The organism is Massilia aurea (assembly GCF_040790145.1).
GTDB classification, from domain to species: Bacteria; Pseudomonadota; Gammaproteobacteria; order Burkholderiales; family Burkholderiaceae_D; genus Telluria; species Telluria aurea_C.
On the sequence record NZ_JBFMMP010000015.1, the window covers coordinates 23,290 to 39,170 of the forward strand.

Genomic DNA, 15,881 nt, shown 5'->3' on the forward strand with positions numbered 1-15,881 from the left:
CACATTGCATTAGAAAGACAGCGCTGGCGGCAGGTGTCGGCGCCGCCCACGTCCATGCCCAGGCTCCCATCCGATTCGACATCAACCATGACGCGCATGCGCGGCCTGTACGGCCGCTCGCTGTACGGCGCGCTGTTGCTGGTGGTCTTTGTCGGGCTGGCGGGCCCGGCGGTGGTGGGAAGTTATCTGGTGATCGGCGTGCAGGAGCGCGCCGCGGCGGCTGCGGCGCTGGATGAATCGCTCAAGCGCAATGCCGAAATCCTGGCGCTCGGCGTGCAGGAATCCATCTGGAACCTCGACCCGGAGGCGGCGCGCCCCTTGCTCGACGCGATGCTGCGCGACCCGGCCGTGGTGTCGGTCGAGGTGCGCGGCCCGGATGGGGCCATCGCGCTGCGCGTGCGCTCGCCGGCCCGCCCGCTGGGTCGCGTGCTCGGCGCCGAGCGGCCGATCGTGGTGCGGCGCGAAACCATCGGCACCGTGCGCCTCGAAATGGACGACTACCGCAGCGGCCAGGAGCTGCGCAGCAAGCAGCGCAGCTATGCCCTGGTCGTCGCGCTGCAGGTCGCGATCTCGCTGCTGCTGATCGCGCTGCTGCTGCGCCGCCGCCTGCTCTCGCCCTTGCGCAGCCTGATGCGATTTTCGGGCCGGCTGGCGCGCGGCGATTTCGACACGCCGCTGGCATTGTCGGCGCCCGACGAGCTGGGTCAGCTGGGCGAGCAGATGGAGCGCATGCGCCTGGCGATTCGCGACCTGTTCGCCGACATCGCGCGGCGCGAAGAGCAGTTTCGCAGCATCGTGACCCAGGTCCCGGGCGCGGTATTTCGCGTTCGTCCCGGTGGGGCGATCGAGTTTGTCAGCGATGCGATCGAAGCCATCACCGGGTATGAGGCTGCGCACCTGATGCGCGCGACCACCGACGATTGGACCGACATCGTGCATCCGGAAGATCGGCGCGAATACAGTTACACGGTCAGGAACGCTGCCGCCGAGGGCCATGCCTATCAGCTGGAATACCGCATCATCGACGCCCATGGCGTGGAGCGCTGGGTGCAGGAGAGCGGCCAGCCGCAAGGGGCGCAGGGCGGGGTGGAGCGGATCGACGGCATCATCTCGGATATCAGCGAGCGCAAGCACAACGAGATGCGCATCGAGGCGCTGCTCGCCGAGCAGGGCGCGATTCTCGACAACGTGATGTTCGGCGTGCTGTTCGTGCGCCAGCGCCGCATCGTTTCGAGCAACCGGCGCGGCGAAGAGCTATTCGGCTACGACGAGGGCGAGATGGTCGGGCAGTCGACCGAGATCCTGTATCCGTCGATCGCCGATTACGAACAGACCGGCATCACGCACTACCCGCTGCTGGCGCAGAGCATGGACCTGGGCGAAGAACGCCAGCTGCGCCATCGCGACGGCAGCCTGTTCTGGTGCCTGATGAGTGGCTCGGCGCTCGATCCGGCGCATCCGAACGAAGGCAGCATCTGGGTGTTCGCCGACATTACCGAACGCAAACTGGCGGAAGAAACGCTGCGCCTGTCGGCCACGGTGCTCGAGCACATCGCCGATGGCGTGATGGTGCTCGATATCGCGGGCCGGATCGTGGCCATCAACCCGGCCTTTACGCGCATCACCGGCTACACCGAAGAAGAAGCGGTGGGCCGCGAGTCGAGCCTGACGCGCGGCCGGCTCCAGGATGAGGCCTTTTACCAGAAGCTGTGGCGTGAACTGGACGACACCGGTTTCTGGCGCGGCGAGATCTGGGACACGCGCCGCGACGGCGAAGCTTATCTGGAGGCGCTGACCGTGTCGGCGGTGCGGGGCGACGACGGTGCGATCACGCATTACGTGTCGGTCTTCAGCGACATCACGCAGGCCCGCAAATCGCAGAACCAGCTCGACCACCTGGCGCACCACGACGCCCTGACCGCGCTGCCCAACCGCCTGCTGTATCACGACCGCCTGCGCCATGCCATGACGCGCGCGCAGCGCGACGGCCAGCAGCTCGCGGTGCTGTTTATCGATCTCGATCGCTTCAAGAACGTCAACGACACGCTGGGGCACCACGTCGGCGACGAACTGCTCAAGCACGCCGCCAGCTCACTGGCCGGCTGCCTGCGCGAAGGCGATACGCTCGCGCGCCTGGGTGGCGACGAATTCATCGTGCTGCTCGAGGACATTGGCGGCGTCGCCGGCGCGACCCGCGTGGCGGCCAAGTTCATCGCGATGTTCGAGCAGCCATTCATGGTGGCCGGCTACGAGTTGTTTGTCACCGGCAGCGTGGGCATCAGCCTGTATCCGCACGATGCGCAGGACATGCACATGCTGATCCGGAACGCCGACGTCGCGATGTACCAGGCCAAGGCGCGTGGGCGCAATGGCTACCAGTTCTACGCGGCGTCGATGAGCGGCGACGGCGTCGAGCGCCTGCGCATGGAAGGCCTGCTGCGCCGCGCGATCGACAAGGACGAGATCTACCTGGCCTACCAGCCGCAGGTTGAAACCGACACAGGACGCATGATCGGCGTGGAAGCCCTGGTGCGCTGGAACAGTGCCGAGCTGGGCGAGATCGGGCCGGGGCAATTCATCCCGCTGGCCGAAGACACCGGTTTTATCGGCCAGCTTGGCCACTGGGTGCTGCAGGAGGCGTGCCGCCAGATGGTGGCGTGGGAGGCGCAGGGTTTATATGTGCCGAAGATCGCGGTGAACCTGTCAGTGCGCCAGTTCGAGCGCGGCGGGATGGGGGCGATCGTGACGTCGGTGCTGGAGTCGACCGGCCTGGCGCCGCAGCGCCTGCAGCTGGAAGTGACCGAGTCGATCATCATGAACACGGGCGACGCGCTGCAGTACGTGAGGGACCTGCACGCGATCGGCGTGGGGCTGGCGATCGACGATTTCGGCACCGGGTATTCGTCGCTGGCCTATCTGAAGCAGCTGCCAGTGCAGACGCTCAAGATCGACCGCAGCTTCATCAAGGATATCTCGCAGGGGCCGGACGACGAGGCGATCGCGATTGCCATTATCCAGCTTGGCAAGAGCATGAACCTGTCGGTGATCGCCGAAGGTGTCGAGCGCGAGGACCAGGCCGCGTTCCTGCTGCGCCATGGGTGCAATCTGGCGCAGGGGTATTTGTATGGGAAGCCAGTGTCGGCTGAGGCGATCGTGGAGCGGTGGGGCAGGCAGGTTTAGCCCGCGCTGTCCAAGAGCACGCGCAGATTGCAGTCGCGCTGCCACGTGCGGCGCTCGTCGCTCGACTGCGCCAGGCGCGCCAGTTCGGTTGGCGCGATCTCGGCCTGGGCCTGTACCAGGCGGTCGGCCACGCCGCCGTCCGGCACCATCGTTCCGAAAAACGCCACCGTGTTGCCGCGCTGCAGCAGCAGCGTCGGGAAGTTGTCGACATCGAGGTCGCCTACCAGGTGGGCCTGGTCTTCGATGTCGATCCAGATGAAGTGCTTGTCCGGGTGACGCGCGGCCAGGCTTTCGAACGTGGCGCGGTAGGTGGCGCAGGTGCCGCACCAGGCGGCGCACAGGCAGGCGACCGTCCAGGCGTCGTCATGGACGGCGGCGACGGCGGCATCGAGGGTCGAAGAATCGAGGGTCAGGCTATGCATGGAGCGCATTTTACCGCGTGTTGCAGCGCAATGTGCATGCGCCGGGTGGCCGGCATGGATCGCGCCCGGACTAGCGGTTAAAATACCGCATGCCTACCATCCTTGCCATTGAAACCTCAGCCGAGCTGGCGTCTTGCGCGCTGCTGGTCAACGACGTCATCCTCGAACGCGCCACCAGCGGCGTGCGCACCCACTCGCAATCGATCCTGCCGATGGTGCAGGAACTGCTGCGCGAAGCCGGCATTGCGCTGGCCGGGTGCGACGCCATCGCCTTCGGCGCCGGGCCCGGGTCGTTCACCGGCGTGCGCACGGCGTGCGGCGTGGCGCAGGGCCTGGCATATGGCGCCAATCTGCCGGTGCTGTCGATGGTGACGCTGGCCGCCATGGCCGAACAGTGCAGGGCGCGTTCCGGCGCGACCGAGGTGCTGGCGGTGCTCGACGCGCGCATGGGCGAAGTGTATTGGGCGCAGTACCGCTTCGACGGCGAGTGGCGCGAGGTGGTGGCGCCGGCTCTGAACGCGCCGCAGGCCGTGGCGCCGCTGGCCGTTGATGGCTTGCAGGCGTGCGGCAACGGCTTCGAGGCGTATGCCGACGCCTTCGCCGACAAGGCGTTCGCCGCCAGAGCCATGACGGACATCGTGCCGCATGCGCGCGAGATGGCGCTGCTCGCTGCCGGCGCGCTGGCGGCCGGGCAGGGCGTACCGGCCGCGCAGGCGCAGCCGATCTACCTGCGTAACAAGATCGCGTTCACCACAGCCGAGCGACTGGTGATCAATGAAGCCAATGCGGCGGCCAATGCTGCAGCCAAGGCGGGCGCATGAGCGACCTGCTCGACCTCGGCCTGCAACTGGCGCCAATGACGGCGGCCGATGTGGGCGAGGTGTGCGCGCTCGAGGCGAGCGTGTTTCCGTTTCCCTGGAGTCGCGGGAACTTCATCGACTCGCTTAACAGCGGCTACGATTGCTGGACGGTGCGCGATGGGGCGGGCGAGTTGGCCGGTTACTACCTGCTGATGTATGCGCTCGACGAGGCGCACCTGCTCGACGTGGCGGTGGCGGCGCCACGCCAGCGCCAGGGTCTCGGGCGGCGGCTGCTGGCGGTGCTCGCGGCGCGTGCGCGTAGCCAGGGCATGACGTCGATCCTGCTCGAGGTACGGCCATCGAACGAGCGCGCACTGGAGGTTTACCGGCGCCATGGCTTTGTGCATATCGGGCGCCGTAAGGGCTATTATCCGGCCGGCGCCGCGGGCCGCGAGGATGCCATCGTGATGAGGCTGGATTTATGAAGAATGTGAGCGGGCGCGATGCGCTGTTCCTGAACGAAATGGGGATCGGGCCGTTGTGGCAGTTGCGTGCTGCGGCCGCGCCGGTGGCGGATGCGGTTGCCGACGATGCTGTCGATGCCGCACCCGAGGTGGTGGCTGCACAGGCGCCTGCGTTGGACCCGGCGCCGGTTGCGCGTGGCATGACGCCGCTGTCGGCGCCGCCGTATCGCAATCCGCCGCCGGTGGAGACCGACGCCGCCTGGGATGACGGCAGTCACGCCGCGCCGGCCGGGCCAGCCGTCGCCACGCTCGACTGGGCGGGCCTGCGCCAGGCGATTGCCGGTTGCAAGGACTGCGCGTGCGGCGACGGTCGCAAGCCGGTGTTCGGCAGCGGTCCGCGCCAGGCGCGCTGGCTGATCGCCGCCGGTACGCCGAGCGCGCTCGACGAGCAGGCCGGCCAGCCGCTCAGTGGTGAACCGGGCAAGCTGCTGGACAATATGCTGCACGCGGTCGGCCTGTCCCGCGAGCGCGACGCCTACGTCACGCCGCTGGTGAAGTGCCGCCCGGTCAATGCCAGGGGCGGTGAGCGTGCGCCGACGCTCGAAGAAATCACGGCGTGCCGGCCTTTCCTGGAGCGCGAGCTGGCGCTGACGGGGGCGACGACCGTGCTGACGATGGGGCAGGTCGCTGCCAATGGCCTGCTGGGCCGCGCCCTGAACGAACCGCTGGCCGGCGTGCGCGGCCAGGTGCACGCGCTGGGCGACGTGCCGCTGGTCGCCACGCTGCATCCGGGCGAACTGCTGCTGCGCGGCGCCGACAAGGCCCTGGCCTGGGCCGACCTGTGCCGGGCACGCTCGCTTGAACCCCGCACCTAGTTACCAGGCCGCGTTCCACGCACGCTGGCGGCACCTGACGCTCGCGCCGGTGCGCGCGCTGGCCTGGTTGCTCGACTCTCCGGATCTCCTCGACAGCGCCGCACCGGCATGGGCCGGGCGCGTGGCCACGCTCGGCCCGGTCACGGACGACGTCGCGGCCTGGCTGGCGCGGCTCGACGCCGATCCATCCGCACTGAACGCCGCGCTTGGCGAGAAGCCCTATACGCGCCTGGGCCTGTACGCTGAAAAGCTGATGGCTTTCTATTTCGCGCAGCAGGGGCTGCTGGTCGCGCACGGCCTGCAAATCCGCGCCAGCCGCAACGATACGGTGGGCGAATTCGATTTCTTGCTCGAGAACGGCCCGGATGCCCTCGAGCACATCGAGTTCGCCACGAAGTTCTATCTGCAAGGGGAGAGCGGCGCAGGAGGCCCCGACACGCTGGTCGGCCCCAACCTGGCCGACACGCTGGGGCTGAAGATGCGCAAAATCTTCGAGCGCCAATTGGCGCTTGGTCAGCACCCGGCAGCACAAGCGCAGCTGCCGCGCCCGGTCACAAAAGCCGGCGCGCTGGTCAAAGGCTGGCTGTTCTACCCTGCCGGCAGCTGGCCGGCAATGCAAGGCATCACAGAAGCCCATTGTCGCGGCTTCTGGTGCGCACTGAACGAGCTGGGGGAACTGCCCGACGAAACGTTCGTGATCCTGCCAAAACTTGCATGGCTGGCGCCACTACGCACCGCCTCATCAGCCTGGACAATGACCCGCGCACAACTGTCAGCAGAACTCGCCGACCGCTTCGCCGCATCGAACGCCCCAGTCCTGATCGCGCGGATCCACGCACACGACGATGCGCTGGAAGAAGTCGACCGCGGCTTCATCGTCCCCAACGACTGGCGCACCCGCGCCACCACTACCCAACCCCCCAATTAGGGTCAGTGTAGATTTATTGGGCAATTTCTCGAGTTGCCCAATAAATAGCCCCCGACCCTGCCTTGAACATGACTGATCAGCCTGCTAAACAAAGTAGGGTCAGTGTAGATTTAATGGGCAATTCCTCAAAGTTGTCAAACAATTCGACTCCGACCCTATTTAATTTTTTGCTCGTCAGACTCGATTCGATTGGCAGCAGGCATCGAATTCAGCCGATGACTGAATCGCCTCAGAAAGTGCTGAAAGAAGCATATTTACCGGCAACTTCAGGCCCGCGAATTAATTGGGGTCGGAGTCGAATTGTTGAGCAATTTCTCGCGAATGCGGAGAAACTGGGGACAAAGTGCCCGGTGCGCGCAATTGCCTCGTGGGTATATCGAACAGAGGTAGCATCAGGTAAATGGGCCAGGTAGAACGTTGTCAAACAATTCGACACTGACCCTATTTGTGCTGGCCCTATTTGTGGTTAGTGCTTGCCTTCGCCGATCAGGCCGAGGGAGTCGTGTTCGCGCTGGTTGAGGATGTGGCGGCGCTGGATCAGCAGCATGATGCCGGCTACCGACAGGCCGAAGATGACGATGATGATGTCCAGGTCGAGGTTCAGCGTGATCATCACCGCGTAGGCCGCCAGCATCGTCAGGATCGACAGGTTCTCGTTGAAGTTCTGCACCGCGATCGAGTGGCCGGCGCTCATCAATACGTGGCCCCGGTGCTGCAGCAGCGCGTTCATCGGCACCACGAAGAAGCCCGACAGGAAGCCGATGAAGGCCAGCAGCGGGTAGGCCAGCGTGACCGAAGTGACGAACACCATGCTCGTGACCACCAGGCCCATGATGATCCCCATCGGGATCACGCTCAGCGACTTGCGCAGCGGGATCATGCGGGCGGCCATCGCGGCGCCCAGCGCGACGCCAATGGCGACCACGCCGATCAGGTTCGTCGCCTGGTCCAGCGGCAAGCCCAGCGATGCTTCGGCCCACTTGAGCACGATAAATTGCAGCGTGGCGCCAGCGCCCCAGAACAGCGTCGTCACCGCCAGCGAAATCTGGCCCAGCTTGTCACGCCACAGCGTGGCCGAACAATTGGCAAAATCGGTGATCAGCTTGATCGGATTGCGTTCCTGGTGCTCGTAGCGGGCGCCGGTGTCCGGGATGCGCAGGTTGAACACGGCGGCCAGGATGTAGATCGCGACGACCACAGCCATTGCGGCCTCGGCCGGGGTGTCGATGCCAAAGCGCGGCAGCAGGTCGAACGAGAGCAGGAAGCCAGAGCCGCGCGGGCTTACCAGCGTGCCGCCCAGGACTGTGCCGAAAATGATTGACATCACCGTCAAGCCTTCGATCCAGCCATTGGCCGGCACCAGTTTTTCAGGCGGCAGCAGTTCGGTCAGGATCCCGTATTTGGCAGGCGAATACACGGCCGCGCCGAAGCCGACAACCGCGTACGAAATCAACGGGTGCACCGTGAAGAACATCAGCGCGCAACCGAACACCTTGATGATGTTCGCGATGAACATCACGCGGCCTTTGTTGAGCGCATCGGCAAACGCGCCGACGAAGGCGGCCAGCAGCACATAGAACAGCACGAACGACAGCTTCAGCAGCGGAGTCAGCGATGCCGGGGCGTCCATTGCGACGAGCAGGCTGATCGCGACAAACAGGAGCGCGTTATCTGCCAGCGACGAGAAAAACTGCGCCGCCATGATGGTATAAAAACCACGGTTCATTCGAGAATTCTAAAGTTCGGTCCGGGTTGCTTTATACCATGAATGGCTGGCGTGGCGAAGCCCGTACGACGCGCCGTGCCGCGGCCGGATACGCCGCCTGTCACGCTCCGGTAGAATAGTCCCTTCATCTTTCCGCTCCGATTTCGCCTCGATCGCCGACCATGCCGCGTCCCCTGTTTGCCACCATCCACCCCGATTCGATGCAGCACAATCTGTCGCAAGCCCGCACCTGCGCGCCTATGGCAAAGATCTGGGCGGTCGTCAAAGCCGACGCCTATGGCCACGGCCTTGAACGCGCCATGCGCGGCTTTGCCACCGCCGATGGCCTGGCGCTGATCGAGCTCGAAGGCGCGATTCGCCTGCGCGAACTTGGCTGGATCAAGCCGATCCTCTTATTAGAGGGATTCTTCGAAGCGGCCGACGTGCCCCTGCTGGCCGAGCACAATATCGTCACGGCAGTGCACTGCGTCGAGCAGGTCAAGCTGCTCGAGTACACCCAGTTGTACCGGCCGATCGACGTCTACCTCAAAATGAACACCGGAATGAACCGCCTGGGTCTGCGCCCCGATGATTACGCCGCCGCCTACAAACGGCTGCGCGCGATCCCGGGCGTGAGCAACATTACCCACATGACGCACTTCGCCAATGCCGACGAACTTGAACACCCGCGCCTGACGATCGCCGAGCAGGTGCGCCGCTTCCAGATCGGCGCTGGCGACTTGCCGGGCGAGCGTAGCGTGTCCAATTCGGGCGGGGTGCTGCACCAGGCCATGCTCAGCGAGAAGCTGCAGAACGACTGGGTCCGCCCCGGCATCATGCTCTACGGCGGCACGCCGGGCGGGCGCAGCGCCAGTGATTTTGGCCTGCGTCCGACGATGACGCTGCGTTCGGAAATCATCGGCATCCAGCACATCGACCGCGGCGACACGGTCGGCTATGGCAGCCGCTTCGAGGCCGAGGGCCCGATGACGATTGGCGTCGTCGCCTGCGGCTATGCCGACGGTTACCCGCGCAGCGCGCCGCATGGCACGCCGGTGCTCGTCGACGGCGTGCGCACGACGCTGATCGGCCGCGTCTCGATGGACATGATGACGGTCGACCTGTCGCCGGTCGCCAACGCGCGCATCGGCAGCAAGGTCACGTTGTGGGGCGACGGTTTGCCGGTCGACGAAGTGGCCCAGGCCGCCGGCACGATCGGCTACGAGTTGATGTGCGCTGTCGCGCCGCGCGTGCGCATCGCCGAAGGCCGCCTGGGCAGCGACGGATATTAAGTAAAGATCATGGCAAAAGCAAAAACCAACTACACCTGCACCGAATGCGGCGCAATCGCCACCCGCTGGATGGGCCAGTGCCCCGACTGCAAGGCCTGGAACACGATGGTCGAAACGGTCGTCGAGGCGCCCGGCGTGAACCGCATGTCGCAAACGCCACACCGGGCCCTGGCGCAGACCGCACCGGTGCTGTCGCTCGCCGATATCGAGGCGATCGACGTGCCGCGCTTCGGCACCGGCATTGAGGAATTCGACCGCGTGCTCGGCGGTGGCCTGGTGGCCGGCGGCGTCGTGCTCATTGGCGGCGATCCGGGCATCGGCAAGTCCACGCTGCTGCTGCAGGCGCTGGCCAGCCTGTCCAAAACGCGCTCCACGCTGTACGTCAGCGGCGAGGAATCCGGCGCGCAGATCGCGCTGCGCGCGCGCCGTCTCGCAGTCGACGCGCAAGACCTGAAATTGCAGGCCGAGATCCAGCTTGAAAAGATCCTCGGCACGATCGCCGACCTGAAACCCGAAGTGGCAGTGATCGACTCGATCCAGACCGTGTACTCCGACGCTCTGACCTCGGCCCCCGGTTCGGTGGCCCAGGTGCGCGAATGCGCGGCGCAACTGACGCGCGTGGCCAAGCAGACCGGCGTGACGATCATCCTCGTGGGCCACGTGACGAAAGAGGGCGCACTGGCCGGCCCGCGTGTGCTCGAACACATCGTCGACACGGTGCTGTACTTCGAGGGCGATACGCAATCGAGTTTCCGCCTGGTGCGAGCGATCAAGAACCGCTTTGGCGCCGTGAATGAACTGGGCGTGTTCGCGATGACCGAGAAGGGTCTCAAGGGCGTGTCAAATCCATCGGCGCTGTTCCTGTCGCAGCACGACACGCCGGTGCCGGGGTCCTGCGTGATGGTCACGCAAGAGGGCACGCGCCCGCTGCTGGTCGAAATTCAGGCGCTGGTCGACACGAGCCACCTGCCCAACGCGCGCCGCCTGTCGGTGGGCCTCGAGCAGAACCGCCTGGCGATGCTGCTGGCGGTGCTGCACCGCCACGCCGGCATCGCCGCGTTCGACCAGGACGTGTTCATCAATGCAGTGGGCGGCGTCAAGATCACCGAGCCGGCGGCCGACCTGGCCGTGCTCCTGGCGATCAATTCGTCGATGCGCAGCAAACCCTTGCCGCGCGGGCTGGTGGTGTTCGGCGAAGTGGGCCTGGCCGGCGAAATCCGTCCGGCGCCGCGCGGCCAGGAACGCCTGCGCGAAGCGGCGAAGCTCGGTTTTTCAATTGCCGTGATCCCGAAGGCGAATGCGCCGAAACAGAAAATCGAGGGCATGACGATCATCGCCGTCGAGCGCATCGAAGAAGCGTTCAACAAACTGCGCGAACTCGATTGATACGACCTGAAGGCCTGGTCAGCTCAACAATGCCGTGCCGGATTGCGAAGATGTTCCTATAATAGTGTCTCCTTCTTCGGCAATATGGGAAACACGTGTTACAAGAGCAGAGGCAATCCCCGCGCAAAGTATTGCGTACCAAAGTCTTGCTGGCCATCGACGGCCAGCCGCCATTTTCCGGCAAGAGTGTCGATGTCAGCGCCAACGGCATCAGTGTCAATATCCCCGACCCGCTGCCGGTCGGCCTGTCCGGCCTGATGCGCTTCGACTTGATGATTGAAGGGCGCTTCACCACTATCGAGACGCGTGCCAAGGCGCTGCACTGCATCTTCAGCGGCGGTGAATACAAAGTGGGATTCCAGTTCCAGAGCCTCGACCTGGCGTCGGTGACCGCACTGGCGCGCTTCCTGCGTTAAAACACCGATGGCCATATGACAAGCGGCGAGTCCCCTCAGGCCTCGCCGCTCCCTTGTGTGACCCGCCGAGCGGGCTATTCGCTATTCGTGATAGCGGTCATTCAGTGGCCTGGCGCTGCCACGCACTTCCTGGAAGATCTCGAAGGCGACCAATGCAGCCAGCCCGCCCAGGATTCCCATCACCATCATATCGATCATGAACTTGTAAAACGCCTTTCAGCATCCCCTCCGTGTAAAGACAACACCCTCAGGGTAGCAGGTGGCGCCGTATTTACAAGGCTGGCGCAGGCTGAAAAAATCAAGGCTGACGGCCTGCCGCGCGCCGCGTCGCCATCTGCAATGCCATGCTTGCGGCGATGTCATGTTCGTGTCACATTTCAGAATATGTCATGAACCTGTCATATTCGCCCGCTAGACTGCGCTTCATCGTCAGCGGGGTCGTCCCGTCGTTTCACCTTCCATAGGATCAGATATGCGCATGAAGCATCTCTTCGTTTCGATCGCCGTCGCCGCTTCGGCATTCGCAGCATCGAGCCAGGCCGCCAACATCACCGGCGCCGGCGCGACGTTTCCTTATCCGATCTACGCCAAGTGGGCCGAGCTGTACAAGGCAGCATCCGGCAATGGCCTGAACTACCAGTCGGTCGGTTCCGGCGCCGGCATCAAGCAGATCAAGGCCAAGACCGTCGACTTCGGCGCGTCCGACATGCCGCTGGCAGCCGCTGACCTCAACGCCGCTGGTCTGTTCCAGTTCCCGGCCGTGATGGGCGGCGTGGTGCCGATCGTGAATATTCCGGGCATCGCTCCTGGCCAGATGAAACTGAGCGGCGCCATCATCGCCGACATCTACATGGGCAAGATCGTCAAGTGGAACGCGCCGCAGATCGCCGCGCTGAACCCGGGCGTGAAACTGCCTGACAGCGATATCACCGTCGTGCGCCGCGCCGACAGCTCGGGCACCTCGTTCCTGTGGACCGATTTCCTGTCGAAGTCGAGCCCTGAATGGAAGACCAAGGTCGGCGCCGGTACCACCGTCAAGTGGGCGGTGGGCGTGGGCGGCAAGGGCAACGAAGGCGTGGCCGCCAACGTGCAGCGCATCAAGGGCGGCATCGGCTACGTCGAGTGGGCCTACGCCAAGAAAAACAAGATGTCGCATACCCAGCTCCAGAACAAGGATGGCGTGTTCCTGCAACCGAGCGACGACGCCTTCAAGGCCGCCGCCGCCGGCGCCAACTGGTCGGGCACCCCGGGCTTCGCGGTCATCCTGACCGACCAGCCGGGCAAGGCCAGCTGGCCAGTCACGGGCGCCTCGTACATCCTGGTGCACAAGGCCCAGGACGTGGCCAAGGGCAAGGAAGTGCTGAAGTTCTTCGACTGGTCGTACAAGAACGGCGCGCCGTCGGCAGCCGAGCTCGACTATGTGCCGATGCCTGCGCCCGTCATCAAGCTGGTGCAGGATGCCTGGCGCGCCAACCTGAAAGACACGACCGGCAAGGCGCTCTGGTAAGCCACACCGTTTCACCCTTGAAGGACCGGCCCGACCGGTCCTTCTGCACGCCAGCGATATTGACAAAACGATATTGATAACGAGTCTTATAGCGAGTTTTCCAAAAATATGAGCGCCCACCCATCCTTGTCCGTGCAGGACCTGCCTGAACAGGCGGCAGCCGAAGACGCCCGCCGTTACGCCGCCTTGCGCACGACCATGCGCAACCAGCGTATCCAGGACTTCTTTTTCCATAAAATCACGCTGCTGTTCGCTGCCACGGTCCTGGCGGTGCTGATCGGGATCATCATCTCGCTGGCCATTGGCGCCGCGCCGGCCTTCTCGCAGTTCGGCCCTGGCTTCATCACCCGCGTCGAGTGGGATCCGGTGAACGATGAGTTCGGCGCAATGATCGCGATCTGGGGCACGCTGGCCACGTCGATCATTGCACTGGCCGTCGCGTTCCCGATCAGCTTCGGCATCGCGCTGTTCCTGACCGAAATCTGCCCGGCCTGGCTGCGCCGCCCGCTGGGCACTGCCGTCGAGCTGCTCGCCGGCGTGCCGTCGATCATCTACGGCATGTGGGGCCTGTTCGTGTTTGCGCCGATGTTCGCCGACCACGTTCAGCCGCTGCTGAAGGAAACCATCGGCCAGCTGCCGGTGATTGGCGTCATCTTCCAGGGGCCGACGATGGGCATCGGTATCATGACCGCCGGCCTGATCCTGGCGATCATGATCATCCCGTTCATTGCCTCGGTGATGCGCGACGTGTTCGAGATCGTGCCGACCGTGCTGAAGGAATCGGCGTACGGCCTGGGCTGCACGCGCTGGGAAGTGGTGCGCAAGGTCGTGCTGCCCTATACCCGCAACGGCGTCGTGGGTGGTGTGATGCTGGGCCTGGGCCGCGCGCTTGGCGAGACGATGGCGGTGACGTTCGTGATCGGCAATGCGCATTCGCTGTCGGCCTCGCTGTTCTCGCCCGGTAACTCGATTTCGTCGACGCTGGCCAACGAATTCGCCGAAGCGGCTACCACGCTGCATTCCTCGTCGCTGTTTGCCCTGGCACTGATCCTGTTTGGCATCACGTTCATCGTGCTGTCGGCCGCCAAGCTGATGCTGGTCGGTATGTCCCGTAACGAAGGCACGAAATAAGATGGCAACCCAGATGAATACCGCTACCAAAAACCCGGTGTATCGCCGCCGCCTGCTGGCGCACCGCATCGGCATCACGCTGTCGGTGTGCGCCATGGGCATCGGCCTGGCCTTCCTGGCCTGGATTCTGTTCACGCTGCTGTACAACGGCCTGGGCGGACTGTCGGCCACGCTGTTCACGGCCGATACGCCGGCCCCGGGCACGCCCGGCGGTGGCTTGCGCAACGCCATCCTGGGCAGTGTGATGATGGTGGGCCTGTCGACGCTGGTGAGTACGCCCATCGGCATCCTGGCCGGTATCTATCTGGCAGAGTACGGCGAGAACAACAAGTTCGCGCAAGTCACGCGCTTCGTGACCGACATCATGCTGTCGGCCCCATCGATCGTGATCGGTCTGTTTGTGTACGCCATCTACGTGGCGAAGGTGCAGCATTTCTCGGGTTACGCCGGCACGATCGCGCTGTCGCTGATCGCGATCCCGGTCGTGGTGCGTACCACCGACAATATGCTGCGCCTGGTGCCTGCCAGCCTGCTCGAAGCGGCCTATGCCCTGGGTGCGCCGCACTGGAAAGTGGCCCTGACGGTGCGCCTGCGCGCCGTGAAGGCCGGCGTCGTGACCGGTGTGCTGCTGGCCGTGGCCCGCGTTACCGGTGAAACCGCGCCGCTGCTGTTCACCGCGCTGAACAACCAGTTCTACAGCCACGACATGAATGCCCCGCTGGCCAATCTGCCGGTGGTGATCTACACCTACGCCATGAGCCCGTATGACGACTGGCGTTCGCTGGCCTGGGCCGGTGCATTGCTGGTGACCACGACCGTGCTGTTGCTGAACATCCTGTCGCGCACGCTGTTCAGCCAAAAAACTCCGAATTAATTCACTCTGATAAGCGAAAAAGTGATGAACCAAGCCATGCTCAATACGACTCCGACCCCAGCTGCGGCCAAAGCCAAGACGATCGAAATCGAAGGCCTGAACTTCTTTTACGGTAAAACGCAGAGTCTGAAGAACGTCAGCCTCGACATCCACGCCAAGCAGGTGACGGCCTTCATCGGCCCGTCGGGCTGCGGCAAGTCGACGCTGCTGCGCACCCTGAACCGCATGTATGACCTGTACCCGGGGCAGCGCGCCGAAGGCAAGATCATGTACCGCGGCGGTAATATCCTCGACGCCGGCGTCGATGTAAACATGCTGCGCGCCAAAGTCGGCATGGTGTTCCAGAAGCCGACGCCGTTCCCGATGTCGATCTATGACAATATCGCCTTTGGCGTGCGCCTGTACGAGAACCTGTCGAAGGGCGAGATGGACGAGCGCGTCGAGTGGGCCCTGAAAAAGGCGGCGCTGTGGGAAGAAGCCAAGGACAAGCTGTCCAAGAGCGGCCTGTCGCTGTCGGGCGGCCAGCAGCAGCGCCTGTGCATTGCGCGCGGCGTTGCAGTCAAACCCGATGTGCTGCTGCTGGACGAGCCGACCTCGGCGCTGGATCCGATCTCGACCGCCAAGATCGAAGAGCTGATCAGCGAGCTCAAGCAAGACTACACGATCACCATCGTGACCCACAATATGCAGCAGGCCGCGCGCTGCTCGGACTACACGGCCTATATGTACCTGGGCGAGCTGGTCGAATTCGGCGAAACCGACCAGATCTTCATGAATCCGGCGCGCAAGGAAACGCAAGACTATATTACCGGCCGCTTCGGTTGATCGAACCGGCTGCAACGAGTTGGCAACACTATCGACCGGTCCGCGTGGGCCGGCTTCACAAGAATATTGACGGAGA

At 64.3% G+C, this 15,881-nt stretch carries 14 protein-coding genes; 12 read left to right on the top strand and 2 right to left on the bottom strand.

What is annotated here, in order from left to right; translation table 11 throughout:
• Positions 1–87: 87 nt before the first annotated feature.
• On the top strand, positions 88–3,180 hold the full coding sequence (locus AB2N08_RS18230; protein WP_367612310.1) for a bifunctional diguanylate cyclase/phosphodiesterase: 3,093 nt from the start codon (positions 88–90) through the stop codon (positions 3,178–3,180).
• Here the strand turns inward: AB2N08_RS18230 and AB2N08_RS18235 are convergent.
• Positions 3,177–3,602 carry a thioredoxin family protein gene (locus tag AB2N08_RS18235; protein ID WP_367612311.1) on the bottom strand — a complete coding sequence of 142 codons (426 nt, stop codon included), beginning with the start codon at positions 3,600–3,602 and terminating at the stop codon, positions 3,177–3,179. The two genes, AB2N08_RS18230 and AB2N08_RS18235, sit on opposite strands and share 4 nt — an antisense overlap.
• 89 nt (positions 3,603–3,691) lie before the next feature.
• On the opposite strand from AB2N08_RS18235, the gene tsaB reads away from it, so the two are divergent.
• Genes tsaB through AB2N08_RS18255 form a run of 4 tightly spaced genes read left to right on the top strand, consistent with a single transcriptional unit; the run spans position 3,692 to position 6,669 of the window.
• Positions 3,692–4,423, top strand: coding sequence for a tRNA (adenosine(37)-N6)-threonylcarbamoyltransferase complex dimerization subunit type 1 TsaB (tsaB, locus tag AB2N08_RS18240; protein WP_367612312.1), 732 nt, complete (start codon positions 3,692–3,694; stop codon positions 4,421–4,423).
• Positions 4,420–4,887: a ribosomal protein S18-alanine N-acetyltransferase gene (rimI, locus tag AB2N08_RS18245; RefSeq protein WP_367612313.1), complete on the top strand. Its 468-nt coding sequence runs from the start codon at positions 4,420–4,422 to the stop codon at positions 4,885–4,887. Before tsaB ends, rimI begins: the two co-directional genes overlap by 4 nt.
• On the top strand, positions 4,884–5,741 hold the full coding sequence (locus AB2N08_RS18250; protein WP_367612314.1) for a uracil-DNA glycosylase: 858 nt from the start codon (positions 4,884–4,886) through the stop codon (positions 5,739–5,741). The genes rimI and AB2N08_RS18250 overlap by 4 nt, the downstream gene beginning before the upstream one ends.
• Entirely contained in the window at positions 5,725–6,669 is a 945-nt protein-coding gene (locus tag AB2N08_RS18255; RefSeq protein ID WP_367612315.1) for a DUF1853 family protein, read from the top strand. The genes AB2N08_RS18250 and AB2N08_RS18255 overlap by 17 nt, the downstream gene beginning before the upstream one ends.
• Before the next feature lie 466 nt (positions 6,670–7,135).
• Here the strand turns inward: AB2N08_RS18255 and lplT are convergent, their stop codons facing one another.
• Positions 7,136–8,395, bottom strand: a complete 1,260-nt coding sequence (gene lplT, locus AB2N08_RS18260) for a lysophospholipid transporter LplT (RefSeq protein WP_367612316.1) — start codon at positions 8,393–8,395, stop codon at positions 7,136–7,138.
• A gap of 161 nt (positions 8,396–8,556) precedes the next feature.
• Here lplT and alr point away from each other — a divergent pair, with 161 nt between their 5' ends.
• The 7 genes from alr (at position 8,557) to pstB (ending at position 15,805) form a co-directional block, all read left to right on the top strand.
• Positions 8,557–9,666 carry an alanine racemase gene (alr, locus tag AB2N08_RS18265; RefSeq protein ID WP_367612317.1) on the top strand — a complete coding sequence of 370 codons (1,110 nt, stop codon included), beginning with the start codon at positions 8,557–8,559 and terminating at the stop codon, positions 9,664–9,666.
• A 9-nt stretch (positions 9,667–9,675) separates the two neighbouring features.
• On the top strand, positions 9,676–11,052 hold the full coding sequence (gene radA / locus AB2N08_RS18270) for a DNA repair protein RadA (RefSeq protein WP_367612318.1): 1,377 nt from the start codon (positions 9,676–9,678) through the stop codon (positions 11,050–11,052).
• A gap of 95 nt (positions 11,053–11,147) precedes the next feature.
• The gene (locus AB2N08_RS18275; RefSeq protein WP_367612319.1) at positions 11,148–11,468 is read left to right on the top strand and encodes a PilZ domain-containing protein; all 321 of its coding nucleotides are present in this window, start codon (positions 11,148–11,150) and stop codon (positions 11,466–11,468) included.
• Between the two features lie 472 nt (positions 11,469–11,940).
• Positions 11,941–12,975 (top strand): phosphate ABC transporter substrate-binding protein PstS, encoded by a 1,035-nt coding sequence (gene pstS, locus AB2N08_RS18280; RefSeq protein WP_367612320.1) that lies wholly within the window; start codon positions 11,941–11,943, stop codon positions 12,973–12,975.
• A gap of 108 nt (positions 12,976–13,083) precedes the next feature.
• Positions 13,084–14,106: a phosphate ABC transporter permease subunit PstC gene (pstC, locus tag AB2N08_RS18285; RefSeq protein WP_367612321.1), complete on the top strand. Its 1,023-nt coding sequence runs from the start codon at positions 13,084–13,086 to the stop codon at positions 14,104–14,106.
• A 13-nt stretch (positions 14,107–14,119) separates the two neighbouring features.
• Positions 14,120–14,980, top strand: coding sequence for a phosphate ABC transporter permease PstA (gene pstA / locus AB2N08_RS18290; RefSeq protein ID WP_367612322.1), 861 nt, complete (start codon positions 14,120–14,122; stop codon positions 14,978–14,980).
• Between the two features lie 36 nt (positions 14,981–15,016).
• Entirely contained in the window at positions 15,017–15,805 is a 789-nt protein-coding gene (gene pstB / locus AB2N08_RS18295) for a phosphate ABC transporter ATP-binding protein PstB (RefSeq protein ID WP_343027699.1), read from the top strand.
• The last annotated feature ends 76 nt before the right edge of the window (positions 15,806–15,881 follow it).